The 19,544-nt window shown below is 68.1% G+C and carries 12 protein-coding genes and 1 tRNA gene; 7 read left to right on the top strand and 6 right to left on the bottom strand.

Features of this window, described 5'->3' with window-relative positions; translation table 11 throughout:
- Window positions 1-100 precede the first annotated feature (100 nt).
- Window positions 101-174 (bottom strand) — tRNA-Gly (locus tag Sspor_RS21300).
- 459 nt (window positions 175-633) lie between these two features.
- On the opposite strand from Sspor_RS21300, the gene dcd reads away from it, so the two are divergent.
- Window positions 634-1,221, top strand: a complete 588-nt coding sequence (gene dcd / locus Sspor_RS21295) for a dCTP deaminase (RefSeq protein WP_202200555.1) — start codon at window positions 634-636, stop codon at window positions 1,219-1,221.
- Window positions 1,218-1,715, top strand: coding sequence for a phosphoribosyltransferase (locus Sspor_RS21290; RefSeq protein ID WP_030009869.1), 498 nt, complete (start codon window positions 1,218-1,220; stop codon window positions 1,713-1,715). Before dcd ends, Sspor_RS21290 begins: the two co-directional genes overlap by 4 nt.
- A gap of 67 nt (window positions 1,716-1,782) precedes the next feature.
- On the opposite strand, the gene Sspor_RS21285 is transcribed toward Sspor_RS21290, so the two are convergent.
- A complete protein-coding gene (locus Sspor_RS21285; protein ID WP_202200554.1) occupies window positions 1,783-2,694 on the bottom strand; it encodes a Yip1 family protein in 912 nt (303 codons plus the stop codon).
- Between the two features lie 297 nt (window positions 2,695-2,991).
- On the opposite strand from Sspor_RS21285, the gene Sspor_RS21280 reads away from it, so the two are divergent.
- Window positions 2,992-3,699 carry a hypothetical protein gene (locus Sspor_RS21280; protein ID WP_202200553.1) on the top strand — a complete coding sequence of 236 codons (708 nt, stop codon included), beginning with the start codon at window positions 2,992-2,994 and terminating at the stop codon, window positions 3,697-3,699.
- Between the two features lie 74 nt (window positions 3,700-3,773).
- On the opposite strand, the gene Sspor_RS21275 is transcribed toward Sspor_RS21280, so the two are convergent.
- Together Sspor_RS21275 and Sspor_RS21270 are read right to left on the bottom strand one after the other, a co-directional pair.
- Window positions 3,774-6,299, bottom strand: a complete 2,526-nt coding sequence (locus Sspor_RS21275) for a (Fe-S)-binding protein (RefSeq protein ID WP_237403956.1) — start codon at window positions 6,297-6,299, stop codon at window positions 3,774-3,776.
- Window positions 6,300-6,409: 110 nt separating this feature from the next.
- Window positions 6,410-6,943 carry a sugar transferase gene (locus Sspor_RS21270; RefSeq protein ID WP_202200552.1) on the bottom strand — a complete coding sequence of 178 codons (534 nt, stop codon included), beginning with the start codon at window positions 6,941-6,943 and terminating at the stop codon, window positions 6,410-6,412.
- Between the two features lie 243 nt (window positions 6,944-7,186).
- On the opposite strand from Sspor_RS21270, the gene dnaK reads away from it, so the two are divergent.
- From dnaK to Sspor_RS21250, 4 genes are read left to right on the top strand one after another with little or no spacing between them, the layout of a single operon-like run.
- Window positions 7,187-9,034, top strand: coding sequence for a molecular chaperone DnaK (dnaK, locus tag Sspor_RS21265; protein WP_202200551.1), 1,848 nt, complete (start codon window positions 7,187-7,189; stop codon window positions 9,032-9,034).
- Complete coding sequence (gene grpE, locus Sspor_RS21260; RefSeq protein WP_202200550.1) at window positions 9,034-9,684, top strand: nucleotide exchange factor GrpE; 651 nt, start codon at window positions 9,034-9,036, stop codon at window positions 9,682-9,684. The genes dnaK and grpE overlap by 1 nt, the downstream gene beginning before the upstream one ends.
- Before the next feature lie 39 nt (window positions 9,685-9,723).
- Window positions 9,724-10,905 (top strand): molecular chaperone DnaJ, encoded by a 1,182-nt coding sequence (dnaJ, locus tag Sspor_RS21255; protein ID WP_202200549.1) that lies wholly within the window; start codon window positions 9,724-9,726, stop codon window positions 10,903-10,905.
- 2 nt (window positions 10,906-10,907) lie between these two features.
- Window positions 10,908-11,378 (top strand): heat shock protein transcriptional repressor HspR, encoded by a 471-nt coding sequence (locus tag Sspor_RS21250; RefSeq protein ID WP_202200548.1) that lies wholly within the window; start codon window positions 10,908-10,910, stop codon window positions 11,376-11,378.
- Window positions 11,379-11,537: 159 nt separating this feature from the next.
- Here the strand turns inward: Sspor_RS21250 and Sspor_RS21245 are convergent, their stop codons facing one another.
- Both Sspor_RS21245 and Sspor_RS21240 read right to left on the bottom strand, forming a co-directional pair.
- The gene (locus tag Sspor_RS21245) at window positions 11,538-11,957 is read right to left on the bottom strand and encodes a barstar family protein (RefSeq protein ID WP_202200547.1); all 420 of its coding nucleotides are present in this window, start codon (window positions 11,955-11,957) and stop codon (window positions 11,538-11,540) included.
- 40 nt (window positions 11,958-11,997) lie between these two features.
- Window positions 11,998-19,290, bottom strand: a complete 7,293-nt coding sequence (locus Sspor_RS21240) for a ricin-type beta-trefoil lectin domain protein (RefSeq protein WP_237403955.1) — start codon at window positions 19,288-19,290, stop codon at window positions 11,998-12,000.
- Window positions 19,291-19,544: the final 254 nt, after the last annotated feature.

Below are 19,544 nucleotides of genomic sequence, written 5' to 3'. Positions count from 1 at the left end.
CAGGGCTGCTGCCAAGGCATTCGCGGGAGTTGGGGCACGGCGAGGGCCGAGAGGTCTAGACAATGAACAAGCCCCAGGTCGCTGACCTGGGGCTTTGTCATGGAGCGGATGACGGGAATCGAACCCGCGCTATAAGCTTGGGAAGCTCATGTTCTACCATTAAACTACATCCGCACCTAGGGCCAGTTGCCTGGATCCCTGGTTTTGCTCACTCTACCCCATGATCGACCCCCGGTGAATTTGCCGCGGGGTCGTTGTCGTGTGTGGCTTACACCGGCACGTGTGGGTGCGGGAGTTGGGGCGTACCGTGTGCTGCGGAGCGGCGGCTGGAGTGGGTGCCGATCATCCCCTAATGTGGCGATTCGTCGTAGTACGGCTCGTTGGGGAAAGGGACTCGATGGAGCACACCGTCGTCCGTTGTGCCGAAGGGCACGTTTTCAGTACCGCCTCCTTCCCGCTGCAGCACCTCGGTGCCGGCCGGATCGGGCCCGGGCGGCTGCTGCGGTGTCCGCGGTGTGCGCGGTTGCGGCACGCCGTGCCCGTGGGCGGCGCGAAGCGGTAGTCGCCGGGCCGGGCGCGCGGATCGCCGCTCTCGATTGGGGGTGGCCCGCGCGCTCTGCGTATCCTCGGGACGTGCTTCTCTCTGACAAAGACATCCGGGCCGAGATCGACAGCGGACGGGTTCGCATCGACCCGTTCGACGAGTCGATGGTGCAGCCCTCCAGCATCGATGTACGTCTCGACCGGTTCTTCCGGGTGTTCGAGAACCACCGCTACGCCCACATCGACCCGGCGACCGAGCAGTCCGATCTGACGCGGATGGTCGAGCCGGAGGGTGACGAGGCGTTCATCCTCCACCCCGGTGAGTTCGTCCTGGCGTCGACGTACGAGGTCATCTCGCTGCCCGACGACATCGCCAGCAGGCTGGAGGGCAAGTCCAGCCTGGGCCGGCTCGGGCTGGTGACGCACTCGACGGCCGGGTTCATCGACCCCGGGTTCTCCGGTCACGTGACCCTGGAGCTGTCGAACCTCGCCACGCTGCCGATCAAGCTCTGGCCGGGCATGAAGATCGGGCAGCTGTGCATGTTCCGGCTCAGCTCGCCCGCCGAGTTCCCGTACGGCAGTGAGCGCTACGGGTCCAGGTACCAGGGGCAGCGCGGGCCGACCGCCTCGCGCTCCTTCCAGAACTTCCACCGCACCCAGGTGAGGCACGAGGCGTGAGCGACGTACGCGAGAACCTGACCTACGACGGATTCGGGCGCGCCGTCCGCGAGCTGGCGCAGACGATCGCCGACGACGGCTACGAGCCCGACATCATCCTGAGCATCGCCCGCGGCGGCGTGTTCGTCGCCGGCGGCCTGGCGTACGCGCTCGACTGCAAGAACATCCACCTGGTGAACGTGGAGTTCTACACCGGCGTCGGGACCACGCTGGAGATGCCGGTCATGCTGGCACCCGTGCCCGAGGCGATCGACTTCACCGACAAGAAGGTCCTCATCGCCGATGACGTGGCCGACACCGGCAAGACGCTGAAGCTCGTCCACGACTTCTGCCTGGGCCACGTCGCCGAGGTGCGCTCCGCCGTCGTCTACGAGAAGTCCCACTCCCTCGTGAAGTGCGAGTACGTGTGGAAGAAGACCGACGAGTGGATCAACTTCCCCTGGTCCGTCGAACCGCCCGTCGTCAAGCGTGAGGGCCAGGTCCTCGACGCCTAGCCGACAGCATGGACAGGGCCCGCCGCGCGTGGAGTGCGCGGCGGGCCCTTTCTTGTGCGTGCGCGGGCTAGATCGTGCCCAGCTTGATGATCGACAGCAGGGCGACCAGCTGGATCGCGGACGAGCCCAGGGCCTTCGGCCACGGCAGGTCGTGCGACTTGCTGATCAGCGAGGTGAACAGGGCTCCGGCCGCCACCCAGGTGACCCAGCCCAGCACCTGTACGACCATGTTGTCGCCGCCGAGGAACACGGCGAACAGCAGGCGCGGCGCGTCCGTGATGGACATGACCAGCATCGACAGGCCCACCGTCGGCTGCCACGCGCCGTCTCCGCCCAGCTGGCGGGCCAGGGTGTGCGTGACGGCGCCCAGGATCAGGCCGCAGATGACGAAGGCCACACCGGCGGAGAGGACGATCGGGACGGCCTTCGGCACGGTCGCGTTGATGACGTCCTCGCGGGCGTCGTCGAGGCCGAAGACCGCGAGCAGCCCGTAGAGGAAGGTCACGATCAGCGCGGGACCCCAGACGGGGTAGTCGCGCATCTGCAGGAAGGTCTGCCCCGGCCGCGTCACGATGCCGCGGAGCAGTTCCTTCCACGGCAGCCGCGGCCCGGACGGCGCGGCCGAGGCCGCACCCGCCTGGTAGGTCGCCCCCTGGCCGTACGGGTCCTCGCCGACGGCGAAGACCTGGGTGTGTCCCGGGTTGTCGTTGTAGCCCCCGCCTCCTTGGCCTCCGTGGCCGTACGGGGGCTGCTGCGCCTGCGGCTGCTGCTGCCCGTACGGGTCGAAGTACTCCGGCTCACCGTGACCTCCCGCGCCCGGCTGCGGCCACTGCTGCTGCGGTGGCGGGCCGCCGACGGGAGGGTACGGCGGCCGACCGTACGGCGGCGGTTGCTGCTGGCCGTACGACTGCTGCTGCTGCGGGGGTTGTTGCGGAGAGCGGTCGTTGTCCCTGCCGCGTCCGATCCTGAATCCAGCCACGTGATCGAACGTACCTGGTCCGGCGAGCATCGGTGGACGGGCAGCCGGAACAGCCACCCTTTGCGGCTGACCTGTGACATCCCTTAGGGGATCCCGGAGGGGCTGTCCCCACCCCGTTTCCGATCTTGCCTTGTGTCTGATTTACCAGGCTGTGTGCCGCTCTGCGGCGTTCCGTTACATTCTCGATGGAATACGCACATATCGGGTCCGTAGTTTCGTACTCGCCCCACCGTCACGCAGCACGACCGAGCACGAGCACGAACGAGTACGAGTACGAGACACGAGAAGAGCCCACACATGCGCACCACTCGCCGAACCACCCTCCGCAGCGCCGCCGTCCTCGCCGGCACGGCCTCCGTCCTGGCCCTCCCGGTCGGGTCCGCCTTCGCGGCCTCGCCGGTCGTAACGGAGCCGGCTCCGGGCGTCCGCGCGTACGTCACCACCGTGAAGCTGGCCGACGGGTCGGTCGCCAAGGTCCACAGGGTCGGCGCGAACCACTTCGAGGCGGACATCTACGCCGGCTCCACGAAGCTGGACACGCTGGTCAGCAAGGGCGCCGCCGCGTCGTACGGGCAGAACAACGGCCTGCACGTCGTACTGCGGCCGAACGGCACCGTCACCACCTGGATGGACGGAGCGCAGCGGGAGAGCAGGAAGGAGAGCGCGGTGCGGCTCACCCTGCCCGACGGGCGGATCGCCGTGCTCGTGGACGGCCCGCACGGCAAGCGCGTCGAGCTCTCCACGCCGAAGGGACGCGCCCTGGCCACGATCGACCTGTGGCGGCCGAGCGTCCACCACGACGGCTGGACGTACGGGCTCGTCCAGGACGGCAAGCGCGTGAAGTTCGTCGTCATCGACGGCAAGGGCGGCGGGAAGAGCCGGGTGTACGACTTCAACGGCAGGCTGATCGAGGAGTACACCCCGAGGCTGGTCGCCTCGCGCGGAGGCCCGGCCGCGGCGGATGCGGCCCATCCGGGCTTCACCGCGCTGCGCGGCCAGGGCTGAGGCCTCGCCCGCCCCGTACGACGGAACGGCCGGTCCCCCGGGTGGGGGACCGGCCGTTCCGCTGTGCCCTTGTCCTACTTGGTCTCGGCCTCGGGCTTCGCCTCGGCTGCCTCGGGCTTCGCTGCCCCGGCTTCCGGCTCGGCCTCTGCGTCAGCCTCCGGCTTCGGCTCGGTCTCCGCGTCAGCCTCGGTCTCGGCTTCCGCCTCCGCCTTGGCTTCCGCTTCCGCCTTGGCCTTCGCCTCGGCCTCCGCCTTCGCCTCGGCCTCCGCCTTCGCCTTGGCTTCCGCCTCCGCCTTGGCCTTCGCGGCAGCGGCCTCCGCCTCGGCAGCGGCCTTCGCGGCCTCCGCCTCGGCCTCAGCGGCGAGCGCGGCCAGCTCTTCCTCCGTCGGGCCCGGGGCCTTCACCGAGTCGAGCAGCAGCTGCGCGACGTCGACCACCTGGACGTGTTCCTTCGCCTGGCCGTCGTTCTTCTTGCCGTTCACCGAGTCGGTGAGCATCACGAGGCAGAAGGGGCAGGCGGTGGAGACGATGTCCGGGTTCAGGGACAGGGCCTCGTCGACGCGCTCGTTGTTGATGCGCTTGCCGATCCGCTCCTCCATCCACATCCGCGCGCCACCGGCGCCACAGCAGAAGCCCCGCTCCTTGTGGCGGTGCATCTCCTGCTGGCGCAGGCCCGGCACGGCCGACATGATCTCGCGCGGCGGCGTGTAGACCTTGTTGTGCCGGCCCAGGTAGCACGGGTCGTGGTACGTGATCAGGCCGTCGACCGGCGTGACCGGCGTGAGGCGGCCCTCGTCGATCAGGTGCTGGAGCAGCTGCGTGTGGTGGATGACCTCGTACTCGCCGCCCAGCTGCGGGTACTCGTTCGCGATGGTGTTGAAGCAGTGCGGGCAGGTCGAGACGATCCGCTTCGCCGACTTCGGCTTCTTCGTCGACGGGTCGTCGTCGTCCTCGCCGAAGGCCATGTTCAGCATGGCCACGTTCTCCTGGCCCAGCTGCTGGAACAGCGGCTCGTTGCCCAGGCGGCGCGGGGAGTCACCGGTGCACTTCTCGTCCCCGCCCATGATCGCGAACTTGACGCCCGCGATGTTCAGCAGCTCCGCGAAGGCCTTCGTGGTCTTCTTGGCCCGGTCCTCCAGGGCGCCGGCGCAGCCGACCCAGTAGAGGTAGTCGAACTCGGAGAGGTCCTCCGCGTCCTTGCCGATGATCGGGACCTCGAAGTCCACCTCCTTGGTCCACTCGACGCGCTGCTTCTTCGCCAGGCCCCAGGGGTTGCCCTTCTTCTCCAGGTTCTTGAGCATCGTGCCCGCCTCCGACGGGAACGCGCTCTCGATCATCACCTGGTAGCGGCGCATGTCGACGATGTGGTCGATGTGCTCGATGTCGACCGGGCACTGCTCCACGCACGCACCGCAGGTGGTGCAGGACCACAGCACGTCCGGGTCGATGACGCCGTTCTCCTCGGCGGTGCCGATCAGCGGGCGCTCGGCCTCGGCCAGCGCCGCGGCGGGGACGTCCTTGAGCTGCTCCGCCGTGGCCTTCTCGTTGCCCTCCATGTCCTTGCCGCCACCGGCCAGCAGGTACGGGGCCTTGGCGTGCGCGTGGTCGCGCAGCGACATGATGAGCAGCTTCGGGGACAGCGGCTTGCCCGTGTTCCAGGCCGGGCACTGCGACTGGCAGCGACCGCACTCCGTGCACGTGGAGAAGTCGAGGATGCCCTTCCAGGAGAACTGCTCGACCTGGGAGACGCCGAAGGAGTCGTCCTCGCCCGGGTCCTCGAAGTCGATCTCCTTGCCGCCCGAGGTCATCGGCTGCAGGGCGCCGAGGGCAGTGGAGCCGTCCGCGTTCCGCTTGAACCAGATGTTCGGGAAGCCGAGGAAGCGGTGCCAGGCGACACCCATGTTGGTGTTGAGCGAGACCGTGATCATCCAGGTGAAGGACGTGACGATCTTGAGCGCGGCGAAGAAGTACGTCAGGTACTGGAGCGTGCTCAGGCTCAGCCCGTCGAAGGCGGCGATCAGCGGGTACGAGGCGAAGAAGCCCGGCTCCCAGCCGTCGACGCCGTGCTGGGCGCCTTCCAGCGCGCGCAGCGTCATGATGCAGACGCCGACGATCAGGATGACGGCCTCGACGAAGTACGCCTGGCCCGTCTTGGAACCCGCGAAGCGGGACTTGCGGCCCGCCGCGCTCGGCCGGCTCAGCTGCCGGATCACGATCAGCGTGACGATGCCGAGCACGGTCATCAGGCCGAGGAACTCGGTGAAGATCTCGTACGGCAGCCAGTCACCGATCATCGGGATCAGCCAGTCGGCCTGGAAGAGCTGGCCGAAGGCGTTGACGATCGTCAGCAGCAGCGAGAAGAAGCCCACCGCCACGAACCAGTGGGCGAAGCCGACGATGCCCCAGCGGTTCATCCGGGTGTGGCCGAGGAACTCCTTGACCAGGGTGATGGTGCGCTGCGTGGGATCGCCGGTGCGCGTGCCCGCGGGCACTGGCTGGCCGAGCCGCACGAAGCGGTAGATCTGCACGGTGGCACGGCCGAACAGCGCGACGGCCACCACCGTGATGACCAGCGACACGATGATCGCGGCGAGTTGCATGGAAGGGCTCCTCGGGCGGCACTTACTAAGCGGTAACTTATGAAGTCAAGGCTTGAGGTTACCCATTCCCGACGCCGCAATGTAGCTGAGCGTGCGGTGATCTGTGTCGCTCAGGCGACCCTTTGCCGGTACGCCGCGCGCGGGGTCTGCGCCAGGATCGCGAGGTCCATCCCGAGCCAGTGGTTCTCCACATAATGCCGGTCGAGCAGGGCCATCTCCTCCCAGGGGAGGTCCGAACGTGCGCTGACCTGCCACAACCCGGTCATTCCGGGTCGTACGAGGAGCCGCTCGGGGCGGTCCGTACGGGCCTCCGGGCGCGGCCCGACGAGCGACATCTCGCCGCGGATCACGTTCAGCAGCTGAGGGAGGACGTCGAGGGCGCAGCGGTCCAGAGCCGCGCCGATCCGGCCGGCGCCGTCGTCGGTGCGCAGCCGCCAGGTGCGGAAGGGCCGCCCGGCCAGGCCCGCGGCCGGCTGCCGTACGAAGGGGCGGCCGCCCTGGGTCGCGTAGAGCAGGGCGGTGATCGCCGCGAGCGGCAGGCCGAGCACGGCGAGCAGCGTCACTGCCCCGACGAGGTCGAGCACCCGCTTCGCCGAGGGGGCGGCGGGAACCCGTACCCGCGGAGCGGTGAGTGTGAGGGGCATGCCAGCACGCTGCCGTATGCCCCGGGCGGTCTCGCGGTGGCGCGCGGCTGCGGTGACCCGTTCGGCCGCAGCACCGCTGCCGGGGGTTCGGGGCGGAGCAGGGGGCCGGGCCGCGCCCGAGCCTCAAGATTGCGCGTAAGTGGCAGCTAAAGGTTGAGCCGACTCGACTCAGTTCTGTTGACGCAAGCGCGGCGATACGGCATGGTTGAGTCTGTTCCACTCAAGTCAGCTGGAGGAATTGAAATGGCACGTGCGGTCGGCATCGACCTGGGCACCACTAACTCCGTCGTCAGCGTTCTGGAAGGCGGCGAGCCCACCGTCATCACCAACGCCGAGGGCGCCAGGACCACGCCGTCCGTCGTCGCCTTCGCCAAGAACGGTGAGGTCCTCGTCGGCGAGGTGGCCAAGCGCCAGGCGGTCACGAACGTGGACCGGACCATCCGCTCCGTCAAGCGCCACATGGGCACTGACTGGAAGATCAACCTGGATGGCAAGGACTTCAACCCGCAGCAGATGAGCGCCTTCATCCTGCAGAAGCTGAAGCGCGACGCCGAGGCGTACCTGGGTGAGAAGGTCACGGACGCGGTCATCACCGTCCCGGCCTACTTCAACGACTCCGAGCGTCAGGCGACGAAGGAAGCCGGCGAGATCGCGGGCCTGAACGTCCTGCGCATCGTCAACGAGCCGACTGCCGCCGCCCTGGCCTACGGTCTCGACAAGGACGACCAGACCATTCTCGTCTTCGACCTCGGTGGCGGCACCTTCGACGTGTCGCTCCTGGAGATCGGCGACGGCGTCGTCGAGGTGAAGGCCACCAACGGTGACAACCACCTCGGTGGCGACGACTGGGACCAGCGCGTCGTCGACTACCTGGTGAAGCAGTTCGCCAACGGCCACGGCGTCGACCTGTCCAAGGACAAGATGGCGCTCCAGCGTCTGCGCGAGGCCGCCGAGAAGGCGAAGATCGAGCTGTCCTCCTCCACGGAGACCACGATCAACCTGCCCTACATCACGGCTTCCGCCGAGGGCCCGCTGCACCTGGACGAGAAGCTCACGCGCGCCCAGTTCCAGCAGCTGACCGCGGACCTGCTCGACCGCTGCAAGACCCCGTTCCACAACGTCATCAAGGACGCCGGCATCCAGCTGTCCGAGATCGACCACGTGGTCCTGGTCGGCGGCTCCACCCGTATGCCGGCCGTCGCCGAGCTCGTCAAGGAGCTCACCGGCGGTCAGGACGCCAACAAGGGCGTCAACCCGGACGAGGTCGTCGCCATCGGCGCCACCCTCCAGGCCGGTGTGCTCAAGGGTGAGGTCAAGGACGTCCTGCTCCTCGACGTGACCCCGCTGTCCCTCGGTATCGAGACCAAGGGCGGCATCATGACCAAGCTGATCGAGCGCAACACCACGATCCCGACGAAGCGCTCCGAGATCTTCACGACGGCCGAGGACAACCAGCCGTCCGTGCAGATCCAGGTCTACCAGGGCGAGCGCGAGATCGCGGCGTACAACAAGAAGCTCGGCATGTTCGAGCTGACGGGCCTGCCCCCGGCCCCGCGTGGCGTCCCGCAGATCGAGGTCTCCTTCGACATCGACGCGAACGGCATCATGCACGTCACGGCCAAGGACCTTGGCACGGGCAAGGAGCAGAAGATGACCGTCACCGGCGGCTCCTCGCTCGGCAAGGACGAGGTCGACCGCATGCGCCAGGAGGCGGAGCAGTACGCGGACGAGGACCTGCGCCGCAAGGAGGCGGCCGAGTCCCGCAACCAGGGCGAGCAGCTCGTCTACCAGACGGAGAAGTTCGTCAAGGACAACGAGGACAAGGTCCCGGCCGACGTCAAGACCGAGGTCGAGTCCGCCGTCTCCGAGCTGAAGGAATCGCTCAAGGGCGAGGACACGGCCGAGATCCGCACCGCGACGGAGAAGCTCGCCGCGGTCAGCCAGAAGCTCGGCCAGGCCATCTACGCCGACGCGCAGGCCGCCCAGGGCGCGGCCGGCGGTGCCGGTGACGCGGGCCAGGCCAAGGCCGACGACGACGTCGTCGACGCCGAGATCGTCGACGACGAGAAGCCGAAGGGCGGCGCTGCCTGATGTCGGAGGAGACCCCGGGCTTCGACGAGAAGCCCGAAGTCCCCGACGCCGGTCAGAACGACGCCGAGCCGAAGGCCGCCGACTCCGCCAAGGACGAGGCGGCCCCGGCCGGGGACGCAAGCCAGGACGTGGCGCTGCTGGCGCAGCTGGACCAGGCCCGTACCGCGCTCTCCGAGCGCACCGCGGACCTCCAGCGGCTCCAGGCCGAGTACCAGAACTACCGCCGCCGGGTGGAGCGGGACCGGATCACCGTCAAGGAGATCGCGGTCGCGTCCCTCCTGACGGAGCTGCTCCCGACCCTGGACGACATCGGCCGGGCGCGGGAACATGGCGAGCTGGTCGGCGGCTTCAAGTCGGTGGCCGAATCGCTGGAGACCGTCGCCGCGAAGATGGGCCTGCAGCAGTTCGGCAAGGAGGGCGAGCCCTTCGACCCGACGATCCACGAGGCCCTGATGCACTCGTACGCGCCGGACATCACGGAGGACACCTGCGTGGCGATCCTTCAGCCGGGGTACCGGATCGGCGAGCGTACGATCCGTCCCGCGCGGGTCGCGGTGGCCGAGCCCCAGCCGGGCGCGGCCCCCAAGTCCGAGTCGGCGGAGGGCGAAGCACCGTCCGACAAGGACACGGATGCCCCCGACAAGGGCTGATGCACCACACGTAGGAACACGGGAGGAGGGACACCGGGGATGAGCACGAAGGACTTCGTCGAGAAGGACTACTACAAGGTCCTTGGTGTCCCGAAGGACGCCACCGAGGCCGAGATCAAGAAGGCGTACCGGAAGCTCGCGCGCGAGTTCCACCCGGACGCCAACAAGGGCGACGCCTCGGCCGAGGAGCGCTTCAAGGAGATCTCCGAGGCGAACGACATCCTCGGCGACGCCAAGAAGCGCAAGGAGTACGACGAGGCGCGCGCCCTGTTCGGCAACGGTGGCTTCCGCCCCGGGCCGGGCGGCGGCGGCTCGTTCAACTTCGACCTCGGCGACCTCTTCGGGGGTCAGCAGCAGGGCGCCGGCCAGGCCGGCGGCTTCGGCGGCGGCCTGGGCGACGTGTTCGGCGGCCTGTTCAACCGCGGCGCCGGCCCCGGTGCGGGAACCCGTACCCAGCCGCGCCGCGGCCAGGACATCGAGTCGGAGGTCACCCTCTCCTTCACGGAGGCGGTGGACGGGGCCACGGTCCCGCTCCGGATGTCCTCCCAGGCCCCCTGCAAGGCCTGTTCGGGCACCGGCGACAAGAACGGCACCCCCCGGGTGTGCCCGACCTGCGTCGGCACCGGCCAGGTCTCGCGGGGCAGCGGCGGCGGCTTCTCGCTGACCGACCCGTGTGCGGACTGCAAGGGCCGCGGCCTGATCGCGGAGACCCCCTGCGACGTGTGCAAGGGCAGCGGGCGCGCCCGCAGCTCCCGCACCATGCAGGTCCGGATCCCGGCGGGCGTCTCCGACGGCCAGCGGATCCGGCTGCGCGGCAAGGGAGCGCCGGGCGAGCGCGGCGGTCCCGGCGGTGACCTCTACGTGGTCGTGCACGTCGGTTCCCACCCGGTGTTCGGCCGCAAGGACGACAACCTGACCGTCACCGTGCCCGTGACGTTCGCGGAGGCGGCGCTGGGGGCCGAGATCAAGGTTCCGACCCTGAACGGCCCGTCGGTGACGCTGAAGCTGCCCCCGGGCACCCCCAACGGACGCACCATGCGGGCCCGCGGCAAGGGAGCGGTCCGCAAGGACGGCACCCGCGGCGACCTGCTGGTCACGGTGGAGGTCGCGGTCCCGACCGAGCTGTCGGACAAGGCCCGTGAGGCCCTGGAGATGTACCGCGAGGCGACGGAGTCGCAGGACCCGCGCTCCGCGCTGTTCGAGTCCGCGAAGGGAGCATGACCATGGACGGCCGCCGACGACAGTCCTCCCGCCTGGGCGGGGGCTACCAGCTCACCGACGAGACCCCGGTCTACGTGATCTCGGTGGCCGCCCAGCTCTCGGGTCTGCATCCGCAGACCCTCCGCCAGTACGACCGCCTCGGCCTGGTCTCCCCGGACCGAACGGCCGGCCGCGGCCGGCGCTACTCGGCCCGTGACATCGAACTGCTCCGCACGGTGCAGGCGCTGTCGCAGGACGAGGGCATCAACCTGGCGGGCATCAAGCGCATCATCGAACTGGAGAACCAGGTCGCCGCGCTTCAGCAGCGCGTGGCCGAGCTCTCCGCGGCCGTGGACGGCGCGGCGGCCACGCTGCAGGCCCGCGAGGCCCAGGTGCACGCCTCGTACCGGCGCGACCTGGTCCCGTACCAGCCCCCGCAGCCGGGCAGCGCCCTGGTCGTCTGGCGCCCCAGCCCCAAGCGCCCCCTGGACTGACCCGGGTCCCCGCGCACCCGAACACGAGAAAGCCCCGCCCGGAAGTTTCCGGACGGGGCTTCGTGTTGGGGCTTGCGCCATGCGGACTCGTCCACACGCGCAGGACCCAGGGGCGTCTGCCGGTGGGTCCTGCCCACGAAGGATCGTGGGCAGGAAACCTCAATCCCCTACTGGGCGCCAAGCCCCCCAGTACAAGAATTCCAGCTGCCAATCACCGCCGCCCTCGGATTCGATCGTTTCTGTGGCGTTCTGAAGCTGCCAGGTCGTGTTCACGAACAAGCGCAAATCACGATCTGCAAGAACATCCGAGTTGAGCAGCCCCACGATCACGCGACGCGGCTTCTCCTGGAACTCGGCGGTGAGCAGGTCGAAGAACCCGTCCCAGCCTCCGCGGTAGTAGCTCGGGAAGTCAAGCTCTCGGCCAACTGCCAGAGAGGCATCGCGTCCCGTCTGGAATTGCGATGCATCGATTCGGCAGACTTTGAACCCTTGTCCCTCTACACGATGTGTGACCCCATCCCGGCCGTCATTCGGAAGTAGATGGGGAGGGGTCGACAACCCCGGGATGACCTTGGACATAGGCCGCCACTGCATTTTTGCTCAACCTTTCGCCAACTTCTCAGCGAAGCCGGATCAAATTGTCGTAGTGGCTGGTGGTGTAGTACACCTCACCCTTCTTTCCGAACACGAGACGCTCCGATCCGCGAGGCCCGGTCCCTTGGGCAGAAGGCCAGACGTCGCTCTCCGTGTAGTAGCCGAGAGGCCTGTCCGGGAGTTGTCCATTGCCATTTCCATACTCTCCGACAGGTCGACCGCTTCGCTTGCCCTGATGTGTCATGGCAGGCGGGCGCCCATTCATGTCGAAGAAATCAACGACCTCTTGGATCCGATCCTTGGTAGCGGCCTTGCTCTGGCCGAAGATTCCGTCCTTGAGCGGGGAGCCGAAGAGGCAGTCGCTGTTGTGAACCAGAACCGGAGTAGAGCCCGCGAGCACATAGTACGTGTGCAGGTCATCGACGGTGAGGTTGTAGGTCCGGGCGTGCTGGGTGTAGGGCTTGTTGGCCGTCACGATGACGGTCGTGCCGTCGTCCGTGAGCAGGGACGCCCCGGCGGTGAGTTCCCGTGCTTCCAGCCAGGTGTTGGCCGAGGGGGACCAGAAGGGGTGCTCGTGGGTGGCGGTGAGCTCTTCAATGCCGTCTTCGGTGGCTATCGAGAGCGTGTTGAAGTACTTGTCGTCCTCGGTGACGATCAAGTTCGTGACCTGACGACTTCCGGTTTCCCCGGTTTCGGGGTCGGTTGCCTTTACCTCGTCGCCCACCTCGACGTCTTCGATGTTCTTGGTGGTGCCGTCGGCCATGAGGACGTCGGTGCCGGCGAGGAAGCATTTAGCACATTTGACTCCCGGTAGGTTGAAGTTGTCCAGCTTCTTCTCGCCCTTCACCAAGATCTTGATGCCCTTGGCCCACTTGCCCCATGGGAGGTCCAGAGCGGATACCGCGCAGCCCTTCACGGACAAGGAGGCGCAGGACGCCCATGCGGCCGCGTCCGGGACGATGACCAGGAGCATGAAGTCGCCGATCTCGGCGTCCCGTGCGGACCTTTCGTAGTCGAAGAGGCCGAGGTCGGCCGCACCCTGGCAGAAGGCGGTCTTCTGGTCGTCGATGTGGCGGCACTTCTCCGTGCTCAGCCAGGTCTTCATCCGCTCGTAGTAGGTCTTCTTGGCCGGGTAGCGGACCTTCAGTTCCTCGGCGGTGAGAAGACGTCCACCGTTGACGTGGATGTCGCCCTGCTTGTCGACGGTGACGGTGACCCTGGGCGGTCTGGTGTCGTTGCCCTTGGTCTTGTTGTGCTCCTCGATGGTCAGGCCGTTGGTTTCACCGCCACCACCGCAGTAGCCGTACCCGAAGCAGCTCTCGAGACCGCTCGGGTCCATCTGCGAGATCGGGTTGTTGTTCGCGTAGTTGTACCCGTTCATCTGGAGCGGGTTGGTGACGTCGATGACCGGGTCGACCGAGATGAAGCGGCCGGTGGCCGGTTCGTATTCGCGGGCGCCGATGTGGGTGAGGCCGGTGCTGGCGTCGTCGACGCCCGTGCCGAGGAAGGTGCGGCTGCCGGGCCAGTTGTTGACCGCTCCGCCGCGCTGGTTGCCGTACGGGTCGAACTTGCGGCGGGTGACCGGCTGTCCGGCCGTCTGCTCGACCGCGACGGTCGCGGTGTTGTGGTGGTCGGCCAGCAGGACGGTCAGCTTGTGGCCGGTCGCCTTGCCGTAGGTCTGCCGGGTGGTGGTGACACCGCCGGGACCGCCGTAGTACCGGACGGCGTCCATGGCCTGGCCGGCCTTGTTGACGGTGAACTCGGTCTCACCGAGGTAGAGGGTCCGGCTGCTGCCGGTCTCCTCGATGAGCCGGGTGCCGCTCGCGTCGTAGATGTACTTGGTGGTGGTGTCGGACGGGTTCCACTGCTGGTTGGTGGCGCCTGCGCAGGCCCAGATCAGCAGGTCGGTGCCGTCCGCGTCGTTGCCGTTCGGGACGTCGACGCAGGCGTTGGCCGCCGCGTTGTAGAGCGTCTTGTCGGCGGTGCGGTAAACGAACTTCTGCTCGGGTCCGCCGTTGCAGGTGGCCACGACCGCCTTGCCGCCCTGGGCGGTCAGGCACTTGTCCAGGGCCCGGACGGTGTTGCCGCTGAGGCGCCACTGCTGCGCCTTCGACTCGTTGCAGGGCCACAGCTGGACGGCGGTGCCGTCCGCGGTGCGGCCCCCGTCGACGTCGAGGCACTTGCCGGACAGGCCGGTGATGGCGACGGCGCCGATGCCGGGACTGGACGCCTCGGCGAGCTTGTTGTTGCGGTCCCAGGTCAGGGCCTGGGTATCGGTGTCGATCTTCCGGGTCTTGGTGTTGCCGGCGGCGTCGTACTCGTAGGTGGACTGGGAGAGGGGTGTCGCTCCCTGCTTCTTGTCCGCCTTGGTGAGGGCGTGGGGCTTGGTCATGACCGGGGCCTGGCCGGCCGGCGAGGTGTTGACGCCGTAGGAGTACGTCGTCGTCTGGTCCAGCGCGGAGTTGGTGAGGTGGTGGTTCACCAGCTCGGTGCGGTTGCCGACGGCGTCGAACTTGTACGACTGCCAGTAGCCGTCACCGTCCGGACCGGCGGTGACGTCGTTCAGCGAGGGCCCGGTGCAGGCGGCCGTCTTGCCGGTCCAGGCCTGGGTGAGCTGCCCGATCGGGCTGTACGAGAAGCACTGCCGGTCGATCAGGCCGCCGGCCCGGGTGTCCGTGATCGAGGTCGGGTTGCCCGCCACGTCGTACGTGTAGGACAGCGCCGAGATCCGGTGGTCGTTCGGCGTCTCCCGGTCGGCGATCGACTGCGTGACACGGCCCGTGTTCGGGTCGTGCATCGTGGTCGTCCACACCCGGTTCGGGGCGTTGCCCGACGCGGTGCGCAGGACCTCGCCGAAGGGGCTGTACGCCACTTCGGCGGTGTACCAGGACAGGCCCGACACGGTCTGGGGCAGGCCGTCGGCGTTGTAACGCGTGATCAGCTTCTCGGCCGCGAGGCCGCCCGGGGTGGCCGGGAGGGTCGTCGACTGGACCGCGCCCGTGGGGGTGTAGGTGGTGCTGTAGGCGTACGTGCCGGCCAGGCCCTTGGTGGCGGCGTTGTCCGGGATGGTGATCTTTGTCCCGGTGGGACGGTACTCGGTGTCGTAGCCGGTGATCTCGCTCTTGTACGCCGCGCCGTTGCTGTAGGAGGTGGACGAGACGGGCTTGCCCTTGCCTCCGGCCAGGGTGTCGTAGACCCACGAGGCCGCGAGCGGGCCGGTTGCGGAGTCCTCGCGCGACTCGGTCGGGCGACCGATCTTGTCGTAGAGGGTGTAGGTCTTCTTGCCGGCCGAGTTCTGCGACCACTCCTGCTGGTCGAGGTTGTTGTAGCCGAAGGAAGCCGCGCCCATGTCCGGGTCGGTGGAGCCGGTCAGGCGGCCGCGGGCGTCGTAGGTGTACGTCCAGTTGTTGGCGGCGGCGTCGGTGACCTTGGCCAGCTTGCCGCGCACGTCGTACGTGTAGGTGGTGTCGTTCCAGGTGGTCAGGTCGTTGGCGGTGGCCTTCTGGATGAGCGTCGTGCGGTTCAGCACGTCGGTCCAGGTCTTGGTGGACTGACTGCCCGGCAGCGCGGTCGAACCGTTCGCCGACATGCCGCTGCGCTGGAGGGTCCAGTTGCCGCCGTACGCGGTGACATCGGAGTGGTGGTCGGTGCCCGCGAAGAGCGTGGTGTTGCGTACCGGCCGGCCGAGGCCGTCGTAGGCGGTCGCGGTGGCGTTGGGTACGTGGAAGTCGGTCTCCGGGACGAAGATGTTCCGGTCCGGCTCGCCCTCCGCGTAGTAGGCGTTGTTGGTCCGGCGGACGGTGCCGTTCGCGTTGTACAGCTTGTCGTTGACCAGGCGGCCGCCGCCGACGGCTTCCGCCTGGGTCTGGCGCGGGCGCAGCAGGCCGTCGTAGATCTCGATGGAGCTCTCGTAGGTGCCGTTGTCCCGCAGGATGCGCGAGGTGACGGCCGGGGGCTCGTGCTCGGTGATCTGGTAGTCGAAGGTCTGCCGGGCCTTGTCGGTGGCCGGGTTCTGGGAAGGTGTCCAAACCGCCGTCGTACGGCCCAGGGGGTCGTATGCCGAGGTGATCTTGCGGTTGTTCTGGTCGGTGAGCTCCAGGACCAGGCCGCGGCCCGGGTCGACCTTGGTGGTCGACTTGTGGTTCAGGGTGTTGGTGGCGGCCTGGGTGAAGGCCGGTCCGGTCGCCGGGGTGAACGTCGTCGTGACGGCGTTGCCGGCGGGGTCGTACGACTTGACCACGCGGCCGAGAGCGTCGTACTCGAAGCGCCCGGTGGTGATCCAGCCGGTGCCCGCTCCGTCCTGGGTGTCGGTCTGGAAGACCAGGCCCTTGACCGGCGCGGTACCGAAGGCGTTCAGGGCGTCGTACGCGGTGCGGGTCTGGGACAGCAGGGTGCCGGTGGCCGCCTGCGCGCACGTGCCGGAGGTGGCGCGGACGTTCTGTACCAGTCCGATCAGGTACTTGGTGGTGTTGTGGACGTAGGTGGTGGTGCTGCAGCTCTGGTCGTTGACGGTCCAGCCGCCGGAGCCGTTCGAGGTCTTGGCCTCGGTCTCCGTGCTGGTCTTCAGGCCGTAGACGGGCTCGTAGGTGTCGACCGCACGTATGAGGCGCGTGCCGCCGTCGATTGCCTCGTACTGGTCGGTCTGCCTGGTGTTGACGCGGAAGGCTTCAAGGTCGGTGGTTCCGGTGCGGGGCCGGGAGCCGGTCTTCTTGCTCTCGTACCAATTGAGGTCGCGGGCGGCGATGGTGCCCCCGGCCTTGGTGTACGTGAGGGTCTCCGCGGCCTTGCCCGCGTACTGGGGCAGGTCGTCGCCGAGGACTTCCGTGCCGGTGGAGTCCTTGACCGTGATCACGGGGCGGCCGGCGTCGCCGGACATGCCCCGGAAGTAGCGGGTCCTGGTCAGGGCCTGCTCGGTGGCCTCCTTCGCGACCGAGGTGCTGGTGACACCCCTCGTGGTGACGACCGAGGCGTAGCCGCGCCACTGGTTGTAGGTGCGCAGCTCGGGCTTGGTCCACTCGTCGTCGTCCTTGGCCCAGGCGGCGTCACCCTCGTAGGTGTAGCTGGTGGTGACGTCGGGCTGGCGGGCCACGCGGTCCTTCTCGACGACCTTGTCGACGACGTACTTGTTGAACCACTCCAGCGGGGGCGTCTCCAGATCACCGTCCGGGGACCAGTGGTTGGGGAAGCAGCGGCCCGTGTTCTCCTCGGGCTTGGGGTGGGTGGTGCCCACCGGGCACGGCGCGGAGTAGTCGACGTAGATCTCACCGCCGGTCTCGTTGCGGATGGTCTCCACGCGCAGGCGGTCGTAGTCCGGGGTGGCGTCGTTGGCGCTCTTCGCGACGCGGTTGGGCATGTCCTGGACGTTGGCGAGGAAGGAGACCGGCGGCAGCGGGGCGCTGAGCTGGTTGCCGTTCTCGTCCTTCTTCGTGCCGTACCCGGTGCGACTGATCGACTCCAGCCACAGGGGCGGGTGGGTGTCGGTGCGCTGCTTCGGGAAGGACTGCTGCAGGGTCCACTGGTCGACCTTGGAGAGATCGGTGGTGCCCTCGGTGCGCTGGCCGTAGGTGGTGATGGCGGTCAGACGCTTGCGGGTCCAGAAGGTGGGGACGGAGACGTAGCAGGTCTCATCGGTGAACGTGCAGTTCAGCGTGGACGGGGTATCCCACCAAGGCTGCTTGACCTCGTAGTTCTTCGATGTGAACTCCGAGTCCTGGCACTTCGTGGCGCCTTCCTTGACGCAGCGCTCGTCGACCGTGAACTCGACCTTGGCCGCCGGGGCGCCGGAGAGGTTGTCCGCCCGCAGACCGTAGGTGATCCGGGACGGGTAGCCGCCGCGGACGTAGCCGACCTCGGCGCTGTTCTTCTCCTTCCACTTCTCGTTCTTGGAGTAGCGGTTCTCCTCCCGCTTCCAGTCGATGATCAGTGCGTTGCCGTGCACGTCCTCGACGTAGTCGAGGTTCCAGCGCCAGGCCTGCTTGCAGGAGGAGGCGGCGAAGGTGCTCTGGTAGCAGGGCTCGCCGGGGTGGTTGCCGAAGACGGGGACGTTGAAGACCGAGTCGGTCACGGGCCGGGTCCCGGCGCCGTCCACGTCGTGGCGGCCGAAGTAGTACTTGGTGCCCTCGCGGGTGGTGACGCGCCAGTACTCGCCGTCCTTGGCGCCGTTGGCGACGTTCGCGTCGGTCAGGCGCTCGACCTTGGAGCCGTCGTCGTCCGCGGGGATCCAGTTGCCCGTGGTGGCGTCCTTGACGAGCTCGGTGGTGCTGCCGCCGAGCGACATCACCATGTTGTCGCCGGCCCAGCACAGGTCGTTCTTCTTCTTGTCCGCGCTGTTGTTGTTGTTCGGCGTGCCCTTGAGGTCGGCCGAGCAGGGGCGGTAGCGCCGCTCGACGAAGCCGGGGTGGTAGTCCCAGCCGTCACCGATCCAGGAGGCCTGGCCGTTGGCGACCGAGGTCTTGCCGTCGACCGACTGGGAGCCGTACGAGAGGGCGATCTTCGGCTCAGGGCCCGCCGGGGCCGCTGGTACGCCGAGCGGGTAGCTCCAGGAGAAGCCGCCGCCGCTGCCGCCCGCGCTCCAGGAGCCGGACGGGGAGAGCGAGGTGGCCTTGTACGTGCCACCCGCACCCGAGGCGGAGTCCGTCGCCGCCAGCACGGTCGGGCCCGCACCGCCGCTGAGTGCCATGGTCCGCAGACCCTGGCCCGGCCCCGTGGCCGGGTCCACGGTCGCACGGACGGTGCCGGTGGCCGGGTCGTTGGTGGTCGGAACGGCCTTTGCGGTGGTGCACTCGGGAATCGTGGGCGTGGTCAGGAAGCATTCGGGGAGCTGCCTGAGTTCCAGACGGGTGGCCCACTCGGTGCCGTAGAGGTCTTCGAACTGCTTGTAGTCGAGCTGGATGTCTACCGGCGTCGACCCCTCGGCCGGGGGCGTGACCTTGATGATCGCGCCGTCGATGCCGACCGACTCGGTGGCCGTACGGGCCTCGACCGCCACCGACCAGGTGCCCGAAGGGTCGGGCGGAGTCGGGTTGCTCTCCGTGGGGGACGCCTTGCCGATGCTGACGGGCAGGGTGCCCGCCTGCACCAGCGCGCCTCCGGTGCCCGGATTCAGTGCGACATTTGCCGAACCGGCTGCCGGAGGAGTCACCTTGGAGGGCTCGTAACCGGCCGGAGGCTGGGCCGGAGCGCCGGCCCACCCCTCAAGCTTTGCGGCCTCGACCTTGTCGAGCTTGGCCTTCAGATCGGCCTGGAGCCCAGGGAGCTGGACTCCGGTGCGGTCACCCGGAGGCGCCGCCCATGCCTGGGCGGGCAGAAGAGAGGCCACCAGAACCGCAGACAGTGCGATTCCGGTACGCGCCAGGTGTTTGCGCGCCTTCCCGTTTCCGGGCAGGCGCAAATTACTCGCCGCAAAGGGCGACATCGTTTACCCCCCATGCCGCTGCGGCTCGAATGTCGGACGCTCCGAACCGCAGGGAATTGACAAATTGCCAGCAGATCTTGGGGTGAGGGCTATCGGTAAGTCCACTGCCCGAGGGGTGTGAGTGGTTTTAATCACTCGGAGGGTTTCGGATATCGGGA

This window comes from Streptomyces spororaveus, from assembly GCF_016755875.1.
Taxonomy (GTDB): Bacteria; Actinomycetota; Actinomycetes; order Streptomycetales; family Streptomycetaceae; genus Streptomyces; species Streptomyces spororaveus.
Note: the sequence above shows the minus strand (reverse complement) of the source record. Positions and strands in the feature narration are given on the sequence as shown.